Annotated in this window: 17 protein-coding genes; 6 read left to right on the forward strand and 11 right to left on the reverse strand. The window is 39.0% G+C overall.

Features of this window, described 5'->3' with window-relative positions; all coding sequences use genetic code 11:
- Positions 1 to 264: 264 nt before the first annotated feature.
- From RCC89_16225 to RCC89_16250, 6 genes are all read right to left on the reverse strand, one after another.
- Positions 265 to 1,854: a hypothetical protein gene (locus tag RCC89_16225; protein WMJ74701.1), complete on the reverse strand. Its 1,590-nt coding sequence runs from the start codon at positions 1,852 to 1,854 to the stop codon at positions 265 to 267.
- A gap of 417 nt (positions 1,855 to 2,271) precedes the next feature.
- Positions 2,272 to 2,724 carry a septal ring lytic transglycosylase RlpA family protein gene (locus RCC89_16230; GenBank protein ID WMJ74702.1) on the reverse strand — a complete coding sequence of 151 codons (453 nt, stop codon included), beginning with the start codon at positions 2,722 to 2,724 and terminating at the stop codon, positions 2,272 to 2,274.
- 234 nt (positions 2,725 to 2,958) lie between these two features.
- Positions 2,959 to 3,399, reverse strand: coding sequence for a hypothetical protein (locus RCC89_16235; protein ID WMJ74703.1), 441 nt, complete (start codon positions 3,397 to 3,399; stop codon positions 2,959 to 2,961).
- Between the two features lie 218 nt (positions 3,400 to 3,617).
- The gene (locus RCC89_16240) at positions 3,618 to 5,174 is read right to left on the reverse strand and encodes a YdiU family protein (GenBank protein WMJ74704.1); all 1,557 of its coding nucleotides are present in this window, start codon (positions 5,172 to 5,174) and stop codon (positions 3,618 to 3,620) included.
- Positions 5,175 to 5,238: 64 nt separating this feature from the next.
- Entirely contained in the window at positions 5,239 to 5,691 is a 453-nt protein-coding gene (locus RCC89_16245; protein WMJ74705.1) for a hypothetical protein, read from the reverse strand.
- Entirely contained in the window at positions 5,672 to 6,049 is a 378-nt protein-coding gene (locus RCC89_16250; GenBank protein ID WMJ74706.1) for a hypothetical protein, read from the reverse strand. Before RCC89_16250 ends, RCC89_16245 begins: the two co-directional genes overlap by 20 nt.
- Before the next feature lie 127 nt (positions 6,050 to 6,176).
- On the opposite strand from RCC89_16250, the gene RCC89_16255 reads away from it, so the two are divergent.
- Positions 6,177 to 6,497 (forward strand): hypothetical protein, encoded by a 321-nt coding sequence (locus RCC89_16255; protein WMJ74707.1) that lies wholly within the window; start codon positions 6,177 to 6,179, stop codon positions 6,495 to 6,497.
- Positions 6,498 to 7,234: 737 nt separating this feature from the next.
- Here the strand turns inward: RCC89_16255 and RCC89_16260 are convergent.
- From RCC89_16260 to RCC89_16270, 3 genes are all read right to left on the reverse strand, one after another.
- Positions 7,235 to 8,509, reverse strand: a complete 1,275-nt coding sequence (locus RCC89_16260; protein WMJ74708.1) for a hypothetical protein — start codon at positions 8,507 to 8,509, stop codon at positions 7,235 to 7,237.
- 171 nt (positions 8,510 to 8,680) lie between these two features.
- Positions 8,681 to 9,220, reverse strand: a complete 540-nt coding sequence (locus RCC89_16265; GenBank protein WMJ74709.1) for a DUF4468 domain-containing protein — start codon at positions 9,218 to 9,220, stop codon at positions 8,681 to 8,683.
- 220 nt (positions 9,221 to 9,440) lie between these two features.
- Positions 9,441 to 9,713, reverse strand: coding sequence for a hypothetical protein (locus tag RCC89_16270; protein WMJ74710.1), 273 nt, complete (start codon positions 9,711 to 9,713; stop codon positions 9,441 to 9,443).
- A 128-nt stretch (positions 9,714 to 9,841) separates the two neighbouring features.
- Here RCC89_16270 and RCC89_16275 point away from each other — a divergent pair, with 128 nt between their 5' ends.
- Together RCC89_16275 and RCC89_16280 are read left to right on the forward strand one after the other, a co-directional pair.
- Positions 9,842 to 10,537 (forward strand): methyltransferase domain-containing protein, encoded by a 696-nt coding sequence (locus RCC89_16275; protein ID WMJ74711.1) that lies wholly within the window; start codon positions 9,842 to 9,844, stop codon positions 10,535 to 10,537.
- Positions 10,538 to 10,642: 105 nt separating this feature from the next.
- On the forward strand, positions 10,643 to 11,200 hold the full coding sequence (locus tag RCC89_16280; protein WMJ74712.1) for a hypothetical protein: 558 nt from the start codon (positions 10,643 to 10,645) through the stop codon (positions 11,198 to 11,200).
- 119 nt (positions 11,201 to 11,319) lie between these two features.
- Here RCC89_16280 and RCC89_16285 read toward each other — a convergent pair whose 3' ends face one another.
- A complete protein-coding gene (locus RCC89_16285) occupies positions 11,320 to 12,078 on the reverse strand; it encodes an oxygenase MpaB family protein (GenBank protein WMJ74713.1) in 759 nt (252 codons plus the stop codon).
- 213 nt (positions 12,079 to 12,291) lie between these two features.
- Here RCC89_16285 and RCC89_16290 point away from each other — a divergent pair, with 213 nt between their 5' ends.
- From RCC89_16290 to RCC89_16300, 3 genes are all read left to right on the forward strand, one after another.
- Entirely contained in the window at positions 12,292 to 13,536 is a 1,245-nt protein-coding gene (locus tag RCC89_16290; protein WMJ74714.1) for an S-adenosylmethionine:tRNA ribosyltransferase-isomerase, read from the forward strand.
- Positions 13,537 to 13,629: 93 nt separating this feature from the next.
- A complete protein-coding gene (locus tag RCC89_16295) occupies positions 13,630 to 14,490 on the forward strand; it encodes a hypothetical protein (GenBank protein WMJ74715.1) in 861 nt (286 codons plus the stop codon).
- Between the two features lie 355 nt (positions 14,491 to 14,845).
- Positions 14,846 to 15,052 (forward strand): RNA-binding S4 domain-containing protein, encoded by a 207-nt coding sequence (locus RCC89_16300; GenBank protein WMJ74716.1) that lies wholly within the window; start codon positions 14,846 to 14,848, stop codon positions 15,050 to 15,052.
- Between the two features lie 11 nt (positions 15,053 to 15,063).
- Here RCC89_16300 and RCC89_16305 read toward each other — a convergent pair whose 3' ends face one another.
- A complete protein-coding gene (locus RCC89_16305; GenBank protein ID WMJ74717.1) occupies positions 15,064 to 16,053 on the reverse strand; it encodes a hypothetical protein in 990 nt (329 codons plus the stop codon).
- Positions 16,054 to 16,074 lie beyond the last annotated feature (21 nt).

Here is a 16,074-nt window from a genome sequence, read left to right on the forward strand (position 1 = left end):
ATAATAGTATTAAATGTAGCCCATTAAACGGATCTATATGACCAGTGCTGTCCAGATAAAAAAGGGATACTAAAAAAGGGGGTTCATGCAAGTGATAATAACATATATCTTCCGGTAAAGGCAGAAGAGGGGTAATAACTTCAAAATCCATATACCCCAGGCCACCCAAAAACAATACTGAGAAAATAACAGACAGCAATACTCTAATCATGAATATAATATTTTTTCCCTCCAAGGGGGTATAACCTTTGGAGGGGAAAAGCACTAATCCTCTCCTATTGACTTTTTATCTTCTATAACTTCAACATTCTCATATCCAAGACGGATACCATTAATCATAAAATCAAACTCCACATCTCCGTCTGAAAAACGGTCATCCAATTTTATAATTAGGTTTGTCAAAGAAACCTCTTCAACATATAATGGTGCCCATCCTCCCCGTGGGGTCAAATTTACCGTTAACCCTTCTTCACTGGTAACCAAGCCAAAATGTTCAGGGAGGTCTATTTCCACACGACCGTTTTCCGTCCTGGCTGACCCACGCCAGTAGGTGCCAGCTTCACCAGCTTCCAGTGCGGTATATCTGATTTGCTTAGAAGGGTCACTGGGGTGGTCCTGTATAAAGTTTTTTGTTCCTGTAGCCAGAAAATCACCATCCACAGCTACCTCACCTGCTCCAGAAAATGCCAAACGATCATGGTCTTCCCTATAAAACATTCTTGGATTGTTAATAGGTGTGGTACCCCTGAAAATAACATATCCAATATTTGAAGAAGCATCTGTATTTATGAACAAGTGTCCTGTTGTCGTAAAATCACCTTCACCACTTACACCACCTTCATCAACATCAAGCCCACCTTGTAGGCGTATTCCGCTTATATCTCTAAAATGTATCCTATCATCCATCGAGCTATGGAACATCCGGGGACTGTCCATACTTGTGTCACTACGGAAAACCACATGAGAAAATTGGCCATTCCCTTTAGGGTTAACATAAAAATGCTCTCCGGAGACACTTACTCCAGCTTTAACCTTTCTATGAGCTATAAGATTATTCCCTGAGTTGACATTCCCTTCTGCCTCAAGTTCACCTTCTACCTTAAAACCTCTGGCATGTATATCACCTGTCGCTTGAACATCCCCCTCAATATCAAGATCGCTTGAAACTTTCACTCCTTCCATATCCTCAAAATATAAACGTTGAGTACTTTCACTAAAAAACATCCTAGGAGCTTCTGTATGGTCTTCGCTTCCAAAAACAATAAAAGAGTTACCCTCGCTCCGATCAGGGTTTATAATTAAACGACCTGCCTTGACCTCATCACTAGCCGATATACTCCCATTAGATTTAACATTGCCGTCCACATGCAATTGCTCTTCCGGCTCATTCATACCTATACCAACTTTTCTATTTGAATAGATAACATCTCCCTTTTCAACAAATAAGCTATCGCCGCTTTTCTTTGAATAAAGGGCATAAGGCACGCTCAGCAGTTGGCTTGTTCCGGTAATGCTATAATTAGTTCCGCCATTAGGATCAGTTTCTGTCTGGATAAAATACACACCTTCAGCCCACTCAATATCTGCCAGCGTACCTTCCACAGCCTCACCATCCCCTATATGCAAAGAAACTAATCCATTGGCATTGGTTTGAACTGTATGGGTTTCAACAAAAACAGCACCCCCGAATTCTGAGTCTTTGAGAATTCTTATACGCACTCCAACCTCCTTTTCCGCAATCAAATCACCATCACCATCCCTTATAACCGCTTGATAATTCATCTTTTCAGGAGCCTGGGCATATAAGCTTTTGGCAAGTATTAATAAGAACAAGAATGTAAAAATCCTTTTCATACACATAAAATTTTGAGGTTATTAAGAGCGTTTTTATAAGATATGGAAAAACGAGAAGAAGGTAAAACAAGTAAATGTTTAACCTGGATTATGCTTTAGATTTCGTTATGAGGGGCAAAAAAACAAAAAATCAGCGTATTTGGTTTGCAAAGCATAGTGGTTTGGTTAAAAACCAAATGCGAGCGAAGCGTCTGATTTGAAGTTGTTTTGCCACGCAATAGAAAGTTCTAATGCATATTTCAGGTTTAACCCTTACACATCGGACACACAACTACTTCGAAATTACTATTTTTAGTTTTTTACTCCAAAAAAAATTAAAAATAAACAAAAGCTACCCCCCTACCCTCAGTTAAGGAACATAAAACATCAAAAACTTGACTTAAAAACACATGTATTCTTTACAAGTATAGGTAACGACTATTTCTTCCTTACACCAGAGTCACTTATAGCGTAACCTGGTGCCGGCTTTTCCACCTCCACAAGCACCTTTACCACCCCGTCTTCCAGCATGCCTAACCTTCTTGCAGCTCTTTGGGAGAGATCTATGACACGACCTTTGACAAAAGGGCCTCTATCCGTGATTTTCACAGTTACAGTACGATTATTCTTCAGGTTTGTAACTTTCACTACTGTTCCAAAAGGCAATGTTTTATGCGCTGCCGTGAACTTATCATTTCTAAAAACAGTACCACTAGCAGTTACCCTTCCTTCAAACTTCTTTGCATAGTATGAAGCTTCTCCCTTTTGGGCATATGGAGCATTAGTATCTTTATCAACTGGTTGTCCAGAAAAAGCAGGCATTCGAGCCATTAAGACCAAACATATTATAAGGAGATATTGAACAGTGCTTTTCATGTAGAAAAAACGCACATAGCATAAGGCTTATTTTAACCGGGGTCTGGGTTATGCGTTATTTGCTAAACCTCGAAAATAGTGCTCTTACATATAGGGTTGAAACCACCAAAGGTTTCATAATGAGGAGCAAACAATAACCACAAGACAAGAGACTGACTTTAAGCCATCTACTGCACATTTCAGCAAAAAAAACAGGTCTGAAACCATCCAGACCTGTCTATAATAAATTTAAGTTAAATTAGATTTCAACTAACCTGATATTTGCTGATTATTCTTCTCTGCCTCAGATATCTGACTTACAAAGAACTTAATTGACTGCTTCAATTTTCCAATGGAAGGCTTTGGTTTACCTGCTTCAGTTTTAAGGTTTTTTAAATGTTTATCAGCATTAGCATAGCTTTTCTCCATTCCAGCCAAAGCCCCCTCAAACTTCTTCTTTTCTGCAGGTCTAAATTTTTTACCAAGAGCTACTTGGCTTTTCTTTACTTTTTCAAAAAGACCTTCCACCTCTCCAATCCATGCTTTATAATCTGATACCGAGCCAGTGTTAGCTTCATTAACTTTTGCAAGAAGCGCTTCGTGTTCCCCAGAAATTATAGAAACTTGCTCTGATATTGTTTGAGCATTGGCTATAGAAGCCATAAAAACAAGCGACAATACTGTCGCCATGAAATTTTTAATTCTTTTCATATAAGAAATGGTTTATTTACTTTGAAAAATCCTTTTAAGATAATAAAAATTATAAAAAAAGAACAAGAAAAATTAGACCTTTTTTATTAAATCTTCTACTTGCAAACTTTACAAAAAGGTCACTAACGCACTTTTCCTCATATTGCTTTAAACGAAAAACATATTGCAGGCCATAAAAGCATTTGACAAAAGAGCATCAAACCATTGGTTCTTCTGCATTAAGAACTACATGAAAGCATAGAGCAACCAGCTTTTTCATCAGCCCACGCAGGTCTTTTCACAAAAAACTCATCATATTCGGTAGAATACGGCTGTTTGATGGCCTTTTCTAACTTTCGAAAAAGGTCATTTTTCCCCTCTTCCAGCTCTTCAATTGCTTGGTGTAACAGGTAGTTCCTCAAGATAAATCGCGGATTCGCTGCTCTCATTCGTTTTACAGACTCCTCTCGTGATATTTGATTCGCCTTAATTCTTTTGATATAAAGATGAAGCAATTCTGTCAACTTGCTAGATTGTTCAGAGGAAAGCGGTTTGTACAAGCAACTTTCAAAATGACTAACCACCGCCCCCTCATCGTTTGTTTCCAAACTCACATCCGCCAACAACTGGTAAAACATGGTCATATCTGGCTGAATATCTTGCAGTACCTTTTCTACAAGATGGATAAGCTCTTTGTCATCAGACTTCACCTGATCCAGCCCTAATTTATCCCCCATCATCTGGTAAAATTTCTCATAAAAGATATTTTCATATCCTTCAATAATCTTTATCAGCTCACTTGTCTCTGTGCATATAGGAGTCAAAGCGCCACCAAGGCACCCCAAATTCCATTGACCAACAAAAGCCTGCTTGCCAAAAGCATATCTTCGGCCCGGCAAATCGGTAGTATTAGGCGTGAAGTCTAAATCATAATTATCAAGAAAAGAATATGGGCCATAATCTATTGTTAAACCTAAAATAGACATATTGTCTGTATTCATAACCCCATGCACAAAACCGACTCTCAGCCATTCAACCATAAGGCTTGCTGTACGCTCGACCACCTCACCGAACCACTGAGCAATCTTGTCTGTCCCTGTGATATGCGGATAATAGTTATCTATAGTAAAATTTATAAGCTTTTTCAGAAGACTTCTATCTTCTCTTGCCGCCAACATTTCAAAGTTTCCAAACCTTAAAAAAGACGGAGCGACCCTCATAACTACTGCACCTGGCTCATAAGCAGCACGGCCATCGTAAAACATATCCCGCAAGACCTGTTCACCTGTACTTACTAAGCTCAATGCCCGTGTAGTTGGCACACCTAAATAATGCATGGCCTCACTAATCAGGTATTCTCTGACTGAAGACCTCAATACGGCACGTCCATCAGCACGGCGTGAATATGGAGTTGGGCCAGCCCCTTTGAGCTGCAATTCATAAGTCTCGCCTTTACTTGTTTCCCACTCCCCCAAAGTAATGGCGCGCCCATCCCCTAACTGCCCTGCCCAGTGCCCAAACTGATGCCCTGCATAGCAAGCGGCATATGGAGACATTGACGGGGTAACTAAATTTCCTCCCAATATCTGGATATCTTCATGTGAAGGCTTTTCCATTTCCAGCACATTCGCCAAATCATCTGACCAAGCAATTAGCTCTGGCTTTTTTACTGGTGTTGGACGAACCTTACTATAAAACACCCCAGGCGTCTGGCGCGGCCTTAAATCTCCACTTTCATCACCTGGAAACAGGTTGACAAATTCATTTTTGTATGTTTTTGAACTAAGTTTATTCATAAAAAAACCTTATAAAACGGTATCTAGCCACATATATTTATATAATAAAAATGCCATATTCATCTCACTGCTCATCCCACTTTTTCTTTAATTCGACAATATTAGGATAAGCGCCACTAACAAAAAAGTCCTGCAAAGACTCCGTTACATGGTTAAGGTAGGTATGATACACTTTTTTCCAATCTTTTTCAGACAAAAAACCTTCTAATATCACATAACATAAACGATCAAGGGCATTGAGGTAATCCTCCTTTGTTGTATTCAGTTCCGCTTTCAACAGTTCTCTATCTTTACTCATAACATGAGATTTTTTCAATTCAAACAACACTTTAGACATTCGAACCTTCCTGACCGAAACTTCATTTTCTAAAGAAATTATTACCATAAGGCTTTCATTATTGATACTTCTCCTCAAGCCCTTGAGCTGAAAGTATGCAACAAGCACTGCCCCTAAAGCAACAAATGCCCCCATAAGGCTGGACACGGCAGTAATCCACTCAGGATTGATCACCACCATTTAGGTTTATTGCTTTTACTATTTCTAATTGCTGTAAAATATATTGGTAGTAAATGCTGCTAGAAGTATTAGAAACCTTTTCTGCATTCTTTAATTCTCCGTGAAGTTCTCCAAACCCTTGTCCAAATTTCACACTCCCAGGAGACCTATAATGGGAACCTATCCTTTCATGCAATCTATCTAATAACTCATTTAGCTGTGCAGGAGGAATTTGCCGTTGCACTAATCCGTTAATACAGTTCCACAGTAAATAGCTCGCATAAAACACATTAGGTGCCATAATTATATCACCATAACACACATCCGCACAAGATATATGATAAGGTAGATACTCGTCTTCGGTATGTTTTAACTGCATATTAGAAAATAGTTTGTCCCATATCATTACAGAGTCACAAAGGAATTGTTCAAGTTAAAAAGTCCAGCCCCCGTCTATCGAATCAATCCTTTTTTCACTATGTTATGAAGTAAACAAAGGAGGGTTTATGAACAAAGACAGCAATAAAAGACCAGAAGACGACAAACTTTGGAACAAAGGCCTTAGCACAGGAGAAGCAGAGGAAGCTGGAGACTTTGTCGGAGAAGGAAAGATCAAAAAAGAAAACAAAAAGGGTAAGCACAAAACTGAAAGAGAACCAATAAAAAAACCTGTTGGGAACCCTGAGTCTATTAATAAAAACGAACCAGAAGGTACTCCTGGAACCTTACCGTATCAGCCCGAATATGAAAATATACCTACTGGTACTACAGGATCCAATAAACAAAGGGTACCAGGTGTAGACAAATGGGGGCCTGGGGAAGAATAAAAAAAGGGAGACGTAAAGCTCCCTTTCGTTTTTACCCTTAAACATTCTATCTGAACCGTTTTTTTATCAGCCCCCCACACACTCCTGTAATAGATAAATATAATAGCTCAAAGCTTTCGGTTATTTTTGTGCAATTAGAACAGCATGTACCATTACAGTTTCAATAAAAAGGTATTTGTTCAAACACTTCCACTGCCTTTAGGTTTTAAACCCAAAAAGCAGCTTATGAAAAGATCAACTATAGTCATTATTCTCATTATTCTAGCAATACTAATCTTCCTTTTTCCTTTTGTATCATGGTTAAGTGGTGCTTTTTGGGAAAATTAAACCTAGATTATGCATTAGATTTCGTTATAAGGAGCAAAAGAACAAATAATCAGCGTATTTGTTTTGCAAAACATAGTGGTCCTATGGTTAAAAACCAAATGCGAGCGAAGCGTCTGATTTGAAGTTTATTTTGCCACACAATAGAAAGTTCTAATGCATATTTCAGGTTTAAACCAGATAGACATGCAAAAAAGAACTAAACACGCAAAGGTTAAAGGATACAACAATCCATTAACCGTCGCAATACTTCTCATCATATCTTTTCCGGTAGGTATTTATGCGCTATGGGTCACTACCGCTATTCCAAGGCCTTGGAAAATCATTATTACGGTACTACTTGGCATAATTTTGACTTACATCATGCTATTTCTACTATACCTTAAGTCGCCCCAATAGCTAATTGCCCCTTTTCAATCGACTTCAGCTACTTCAGCATGGGCTTCCTCGTGCTTCTCTTGCCCCTGGGCTGCTATTTTCCAGAAAAATGAGTAAAAAACAAAGCTAGCCATGAAGGTAAACAGTAAAGAAGGCAGTAAGAGCATATAATCGTAATCATAGGCAATCACTTTAAACAGGTAATAAGCGAATGCCACCAAAATGATATTCCTAAACCCATCAAAAGAGGTCTGAGCTATTTTTAGGTTTACCAACTGAATAGCTATATAAAACACGGTAAGTATATACATAAAAAAGTCACCGGCATCCAACCCGGTTTCTATTGATTCTACCTGTTGCCAACCTAAGTACACCATTGTGGCACAACCAGCCAACACGCACAGCACCATTACAAAAAGGTTCACCTTCTTTTTCTTAGACGCTATTTGTTGCTCATCAACACTACTCTTCTTCACGGGCTTTTCCAGTGCCAGTATGGTCAAAGTTACAAAGTTAACAAAGGGGACGAAACTGAGTAAATACAGCCATCCTGGTTGCAACTCTAAGGAAAAATGCCTGTCTTGAACCAACTTAATAAGGAATACCGTAACCGGTATCAACAAAGCCAACATGCATACAAAAACCACCTCTGACAAAAACGTTCCTAAACTAGAGTATTGATACGGGTAATTAATCAAAGCTGCAGAAAGCACTGCCAAGAACAAATAAAATAGACCAAATATGAAAAAAAAGCTATTCCCGGAAATATACTGGGCAGCCCCTAGTCCCTTGTGGGGCACGCAAACCAGATTGTGTATTATAAAATAACCAGCCAAAGCTAATGTAAAGAATATGATGTTGTTTACTGATAGTATTATACCTATAGGAATATCCTGAATCAGTAGAAACTCATAAAAATCTTGCGCTCCATGGTAAGCTCCATTTAATATACACCCTAAAATAACAGTAAAAAGGAAAACCCGCATATTGCGAGAAGCTACTGCAACCCCAATCAAAGCAAGGCCTAGAGGGTAACTGACAATATAAAGGAGGAACTCCCAAAAGTCACCCCAAGCTGAAAATGTCTTGTGAGCAAAATAACCGCTTATATACAAAACTGTTGCCAATACAGCAGAGCGTGCATCTTTAAGAATGATAGGAAAAACAAGAAATACCGACAACCCAATGACAAACCTTGCCATTCCAAAGTAGAAAGGATCATTTAACACACAATCCAAAAGCAATCCAAAAACTGACAGTAAAAAAACAATTTGAAGTCCTTTGGATTGTTTAGCAGAAAAGAAAGCCATATACAGTATTTATAAAATCCGGTTTAAATATAACTAGAAAAAGCCAATTTGCACTTTTCTCTAACGCTCCCTACCATGTAAGATTTCTTCTTCCTGCTGATATTTTCAAAAAAAATCCGGCCTTCTGTTTCCAAAAGACCGGACTACACTTATTTATTACAAACAACCCTGTTACCAATCACTATTCTTTGTAGGATCATTTTGAGCTACTTTAATCTTTTTCTTCAAGTCTTCGATTAGCTCATCCATGCCATTTTTTGTTTTCTTTTTGATCAAGTTCCAATTACCATTACTTACAGATGGGCCACATTCAGGAGCTTCATTCTCTAGCTCGCCCCCACTCATTGTTTTATCAGAACCTTCATGCACAAAGTCTGTTGCTATGAATCGGTACTTTCCTTCTTTAGCATAAAAATAAAACTTATAATTGACGTTGCTCACTTCTGTACGGCCTTTTGCCCGCTCATATGGAGCAGGAAGTATACCTGTAGTCACAAACTCTTTTTCATCAGCTTTATCTTCTGTAATTTTTAGGCCGTTTGACTTTGCCCAGGTTTTCATTGTCGTATAGATATCATTTGCACTAAGCCCAGTAGCATCCACCACTTCCATAAAGGTAACTTTCTCTGTAGCATCATTGATAGGCAGCTCTTGAGCCTTTACAACAAGAACAGATAGGAGTAAAACAAAAGTTGACAGAATCTTTTTCATGAATAAATTTGATTTAAACGTAAATACCCAAGTATACCTAAAGTTATAAAAAATCCTGCTAAAATCCCCTAAATAAAAACAAAAATTCCAATCACGTTTTTTCAAGTTTGTTTTCCCCATCCACATTCATGCTGTACACCAAGGCACTAAGCCTTAAGTAAAGCACAAAAAAAAGAACCATCCACTCTGATGGTTCTTTTTTCTTGGTGCAAACTATATTTTAGCACAACTCTTCGTCTCCACAAACTATTTTCACAACATCCCTTTCAGGAACGTTCCAGTGGAGTCCGGCTTCATCCTCAACCACAATTACAGGCAACTTATTTTGGTTTGGATACATTTCATCCAAAGTACCTTTGTCAGCGTCCACTACATCACGCCCCACCACTTTGCCTGAAACTTCTTTTCCGTACTCAATAGCTGAAGACGACTCAGGATCCAACTTTAACGAACATGTTCTTCCTGCCTGAATATCAACATTCTTCATACTCATAAATATCTCCTTTTTTTAAGCAACAACTATAAGTTACTTCAATGTAAAAACCCACTTGTTTATATAACAAAATTAAAAGACAAAAAAATCATTTCTGATTTTCTACCTTTGTAAATATTCATATTACCATGGTTCCAAACAACATTTACGGTAAAGCCCTTTTAGATTATTTTTCTGGCGAAAAAGATGACGTAAACCTTTTGCTGCACACAAGCTATGGCACGGTAGAAGAAATGCCAGTAGAAGTCTTTTTCCGCAATCGCGAAGATTTTTCCAAATTGGAAAACATAGCTTTGTCTCTTTGCCGTGGAAAGGTACTAGACGTAGGAGCTGGCGCAGGTGCATTTACCATAGAGTTGGAAGATACCGGACTCCAAATTACAGCACTGGAAGTAAACCCTTCTTGCTGTGATATTATGCAAAGGATGGGCGTCCAAGACATCCGCCAAGAAGACATTTGGACATTCTCGGGAGAAAAATTTGACACCATCCTATTAATAATGAATGGTATAGGCATTGCCGAAACGTTAAACAAACTCCCAGATCTTTTACTAAAGCTTAAGGGCTTGCTTAACCCTGAAGGGCAAATACTTTTCGACAGTAGCGACATTAACTACCTATATTTTGATCAGAAGAAACCTACCGCTCATTATTACGGTGAAATTAGCTACCAATATGAATATGAAGGTAAAAAAGACCCACCTTTTAGTTGGCTGTTTGTAGACGAGGCAACACTTCTAGAAGTTTGTAAGAGCCTTAATATGAATTTAGAAATATTATATAAAAATACCGAAGATCAATATTTAGGCAGGATTACCCTTTAGCATCCTTTGTGTCTCATATACTACCAATATCAGCCAGAGGAATTTTTGTTCAAAAAAGTGAAAACAATTAGCAAAGCAATTAGTTGTCTCAAAGAAAGTAAAAACATGAGGAAACTATTTGTTACTTTCATAGGCATAGGAAGCTTAATTTACATAGTATCCTGTGCCCCACAAGACGACGCACAAACCACTGGACAGACAGCTACCGGAGGAACAGCAGCAACAACTGCCGGTACTACTGCTGCTACAGCCACCACTACAGAAGGTACCGCTACAACTGGTGAACCAGGAACTACGGGACAGCCAGGAACTACGGGACAGCCAGGAACCACTGGACAACCAGGTACGACTGGAACTGCTACCACAGGAGAACCTGGAACCACAGGTACGGCTACTACTGGGCAACCGGGAACCACGGGGACTGCGACTACTGGTGAGCCGGGAGGTACTGCAACTACAGGACAACCGGGAACCACTGGAACAGCTACTACAGGTCAACCGGGCACTACAGGAACAGCTACAGGCGGAACGGCTGCTGGTACCACTACGGCAGGAACGGCAACTGCCGGCGGTACAACAGCAGGAACGACCGCACCCCCACCAGGTGGCGGAGGTGCTACCGGTGGCGGTGGAACGACCGGTGGCGGAACTGGAGGATTTTAACAACGAGACAAACAGTTGCTAGTACAACGGCAACTGTTTGTCTTTTTCTCCTGCCACCCAATATTTTCAAATTATTAGAATCACAGCCAACTTTATTTGCCTGTTTTTAAAAAGACATGCTACTCAATGTCCAACCTTTTTATCCTTTTTCTGTACTTTACAGGCAGTAGTAACACTTTCATATACCAGGCTATTTTAAATTCTGAAATAGGTCTATATAAAAAAACTATAGGTTTTAATACAGAGAACCTTCCCATATTCAGCAATTCTAGCACTTTCGCAGGACACAGCATCCGCTGTGCATGCAAAACCAGCCAAAACCTAAACCCTCCCAAGTGTTTTCTATATTGTTTAAAAAGATCTTTTGTGTAGGCACTTCTTTCCAAGTCATGATCCAAGTGTTCTGCTCTCGCCTTCAACCATTCATTATAAGAAGAAGGCAGTCCAGGAACTCCCATTCTATCGCCTAAAGCATAAAACACTGCATAAACCTCCTCCTTTTCTTGTTTAGACAGCCTTCTCTTCAATAATTCCCATGAGCGGATCGAATAATCAATCAACATAAATAGTACATCGCGATAAGCCCAATCGGGGACTTCCTTTCCCCTTTTCTCCTCCACGTTTTTATGAATAGAAGCTATCATATCTATAGTCTTTAGCGCCTCCTCTCTTTCTGAAAATACTATTTTACGAGCATATTCAACAGTAGAAAAAAGACGCCCCAATGGATCCTTAGGCAACCGCCCTGTAAAATATAGCCAGTCCACAGCCTTATTGAGCGCAAACTCAGCCGCTGCGCCTGCAAATATAAAAAGCACAGTATCTGATTTGCCCCAGATTTTCCTTACTATAGATTGTTCTTTTACAAAAAACTCCATACCCTTATAACAATATTATGCAATATTATATTAGTATTATTAAAGTCTGTAAACTCTAGGTGTATTATACGGTCTTTTTTATGTTTCGACCAATATACTCTTAAGCGTATCTTCACAAAACTTACTAGGCAAGTAATAAACTTACTAAAAAGATTTGTGACTGATTCATAATTTTCTTTGCAGTTTGAATACAGCTACCATATTTTTGTACAAATGGCTTTACCGAAAACAAAACATCCTTCAGACATTCAAATTCAGGACTACACTTATAAGCTTCCTGATGAGAAAATAGCATACTTCCCTTTACCTGAAAGGGACTGTGCAAAACTGCTCGTTTACGAAGAAGGAGAAATAAAAGATGATATATACCAGAACTTTGGCAACTATATTCCCAAAAGAGCACTTTTAGCTTTCAATAACACCAAGGTGGTGCAAGCCAGGTTACTATTCCCAGGCAGCGGCAGTAAACCTGTAGAGTTCTTCTGCCTTGAACCTGCCAATCAAAACACTGAAATCAATCAGGCGCTACAGCAAACCAATAAAGTTATATGGAACTGCATGACCAAGCGTCTCAAAAAAAGTAAAGAAACAGAATTTACCACGCTCCTCCCCAACGGACAAGATCCAATTCAACTAACTGCTAAAATAGTTGGTGAAGCAAATGGAATATATCAGGTACAATTTAGCTGGACACCCTCAGACAAAACATTTGCAGAAGTGCTTCACTTGGCGGGCCTAGTCCCCTTGCCTCCATACATCAAAAGAGACACCAACAGTAGTGACAAAGAACGTTACCAGACGGTATATGCTATGCACAATGGCTCTGTAGCAGCTCCGACGGCTGGGCTTCACTTTACCCCTCGTATATTTGAGCAGCTACAAAAACAACATATCGATATTGATTATATTACCCTACATGTAGGTGCCGGAACTTTTAAGCCTGTTAAAGCAGAAATTCTGGCCCAACATGAAATGCACAGTGAGCAAATAGTTGTAGAAAAGTCTTTCCTTAAAAAGCTCAAAGCATCTCTCGACAAGGATGTAATTGCAGTAGGCACCACCTCAGTAAGAACGATTGAAAGCTTGTACTGGTTTGGGCTAAAAATCAAACTCGGACTGTATAAAGAAGACAGCCCCTTGGTAGTGGGGCAGTTTGATCCTTATGACCTGATAGACCTCATAACGCCAGCAGAAGCTTTGGAGATACTTATTAGCTTTTTGGACAACAAAGGTGCTGACACGCTCATTGCACGCACAGAAATAATGATTGCCCCAGGATATCGCTGGAAGTTTATTACCGGACTGGCCACTAATTTCCACCAACCTGAAAGCACGCTTATTTTATTAATTGCTGCTTTTGTTGGACAACAATGGGAAAAAATATATGACCATGCCCTGAAGGAAAACTACCGCTTCCTGAGCTATGGAGACGGCTCCTTATTATTCAGAAAAACTTAACAGCCTTCGTAAACTAGAATGACTTATGAGGATAGCACTTTTATAGGGCTTATCTTTCTATATTTGCATTCTTAATGGCTATTCTATCTACCAATGCAAAACATCCCAATTTATATTATTTCATATAACCGACTAAATGTATTAAAAGAAACCATACAGTCTTTTTTACCTTTTGTTGACTATTCCGATTTAATTATCATAGACAATACCTCTGACTACCAGCCACTGCTGGACTATTACCAAACACTTAAAGACCGAGGCACAAAAATTTTTTACAACCAAAAACTTGAACATGCCAATGACTTAAACTCGGTAAGCAAGTTTATAGATCCAGAAAACAAAAGAAGACAGTGTAAATATTATGTCGTAACAGACCCTGACATAAGCTTGAAAGGGGTAAATAAAGACTTCTTCAAAATTTGCCGTTATTTCTTAGACAATTACCCGGAAGTCAACATTGTAGGGCCTATGTTAAAGATTATTGATATTCCTGAAGAGTATCCTGCAAGAGAATTCGTCTGGAAAAGGCATGTAGACCAGTTTTGGCACAAAGAACCTTCCCAAGAAATAATTTTCGGGAAAACAGTTTATTTCCAACCTGCTAAAATAGACACAACCTTTGGAATGTTAAGAGCGGAAAAGACATATACCCGTTTATTAACAGGAGTAAGACTTTATGCTCCCTACGAAGCTCTGCACTTAGACTGGTACATTACCCCTAAGAGCATGACCAAAGACCAACAAGATTATTCAAAAAAAATGGGTAATAACAAAATTTCTCATTGGAGTGGGCAGTATTTCACCAATGCTCCCAAAGACGCACTAAGCAAGGATGAGCGAACTATATATGTGGTCGAAAACGACAAAATACAAACCCACAGACTTTTCAACCCATATTCCCTTAGCAATAAAGTAAAGCAGGCACTCAGCAAATTAAAAGATACTTTAACCTAAGTTATACAATAGATTTCGTCTGAGAGAAAGCCCCTTAACCCATTAAGTAAAATCCCCAGCCTGTGTTTGAAAAATTAACACTACTTTAAACTTATAATGCTAAATTTATTGATTAATTTTGCTTTAACCTGGATTATGCATTAGATTTCGTTATGAGGGGCAAAAGAACAAAAAATCAACGTATTTGGTTTGCAAAGCATAGTGGCTCTATGAAAAAACCAAATGCGAGTGAAGCGTCTGATTTGAAGTTATTTTGCCACGCAATAGAAAGTTCTAATGCATATTTCAGGTTTAAAATAAGAAAAGTTTGCTGCAATCGCTCAAGCTTAGGGTAATTAAAAACACCAAAAAACAGATGCAATTTGAACTGAATACCCACGAGTATATAGAACTTAACAAACTCCTAAAAATTACAAATTTAGTAGGGACAGGCGGTGAAGCCAATGTCCTAATCACAGACGGCGAAGTTTTAGTCAATGGGCAGGTAGAAACCCAAAAAAGAAAGAAGTTAAGAAGTGGCGATACAGTAGAGTTTGATGGACAGACTATCCAAGTCAGGTAACCATTAACAAATTACTTATTTAAAAAGCCTTCTTTGATCAATAACTCCAAAAATTTCGAGGTACCATCGTCATTGTCAACGACGGCAAGCACTTTCCCATCGCCTGTATCTAGGTAGTCATGAAAAGCCAATGACTCGACTTTATCATAGTATATCCGGCCATCTTTATCTGTTACAGGCGATAAACTTATAACCTCCTCAGGTTTTTGGGCATTCAACATGCCTACATAACTGCCTAAAACAGCTCCATCGGCAATCCAGTCATCAGCAGCTTCCAAAGAGGCTGAAAATAAAATATAATCGATTTCTGGAATAACTGCCGCGCCCGAAAATCCAGCCTGTACGCCCCTGACCTCTGGCAATGTCACCTGAACGGTATGAATGTCAACAACAGTATCAGTTCCTTGAAGAAAAGCATAAAAACTTTCCATCTCGAAAATATAAATTTGGTTATTGGCACGGTTAAATAAATGCAAACTATCATTATGCACAACTGCCCCTTCAATATTGAGCATGTCCCGTCCCTCACCAATATCATCTAAAAGATATTCATAAAACTTGGTTAACGAATATGTCTCAGGATTGTCAAGGTGGGACAAATGCACAACTGCCAAAGAATCCCTTGTTTCTGCTTTAGAGCCGGATCCAAATACCAATAACGAAGTCTGACCATCTCGACTCCATTCAGCAATACATTCAAAGTCGGGCTTAATTTTTTTAGGTATCCGCAACTTGTCAGGATAGCCTTGCAGAAGCAGGTGCTTTCCGATAGGTGTAAAATCGGGAGAAAGCAAAAATAAGAATGGAGAGTCGTCTCCTACCACATAAACAGTATCGTTTACATAAGCCATTCCAGAGGCTGAAGGTATGGTGTCTGTCACCAAGGAACTTTCAAGAAAAACCTCTGACTCTTGCCTACCAGGGCCACAAGCAACACCTAGCACACATATAATAGCATATAAAAGAATAACAGTAACCCTTTTCCGACTATATCTTCTCACAACATTACAATTAACAAGCAC

This window comes from Cytophagaceae bacterium ABcell3, assembly GCA_030913385.1.
Taxonomy (GTDB): Bacteria; Bacteroidota; Bacteroidia; order Cytophagales; family Cytophagaceae; genus ABcell3.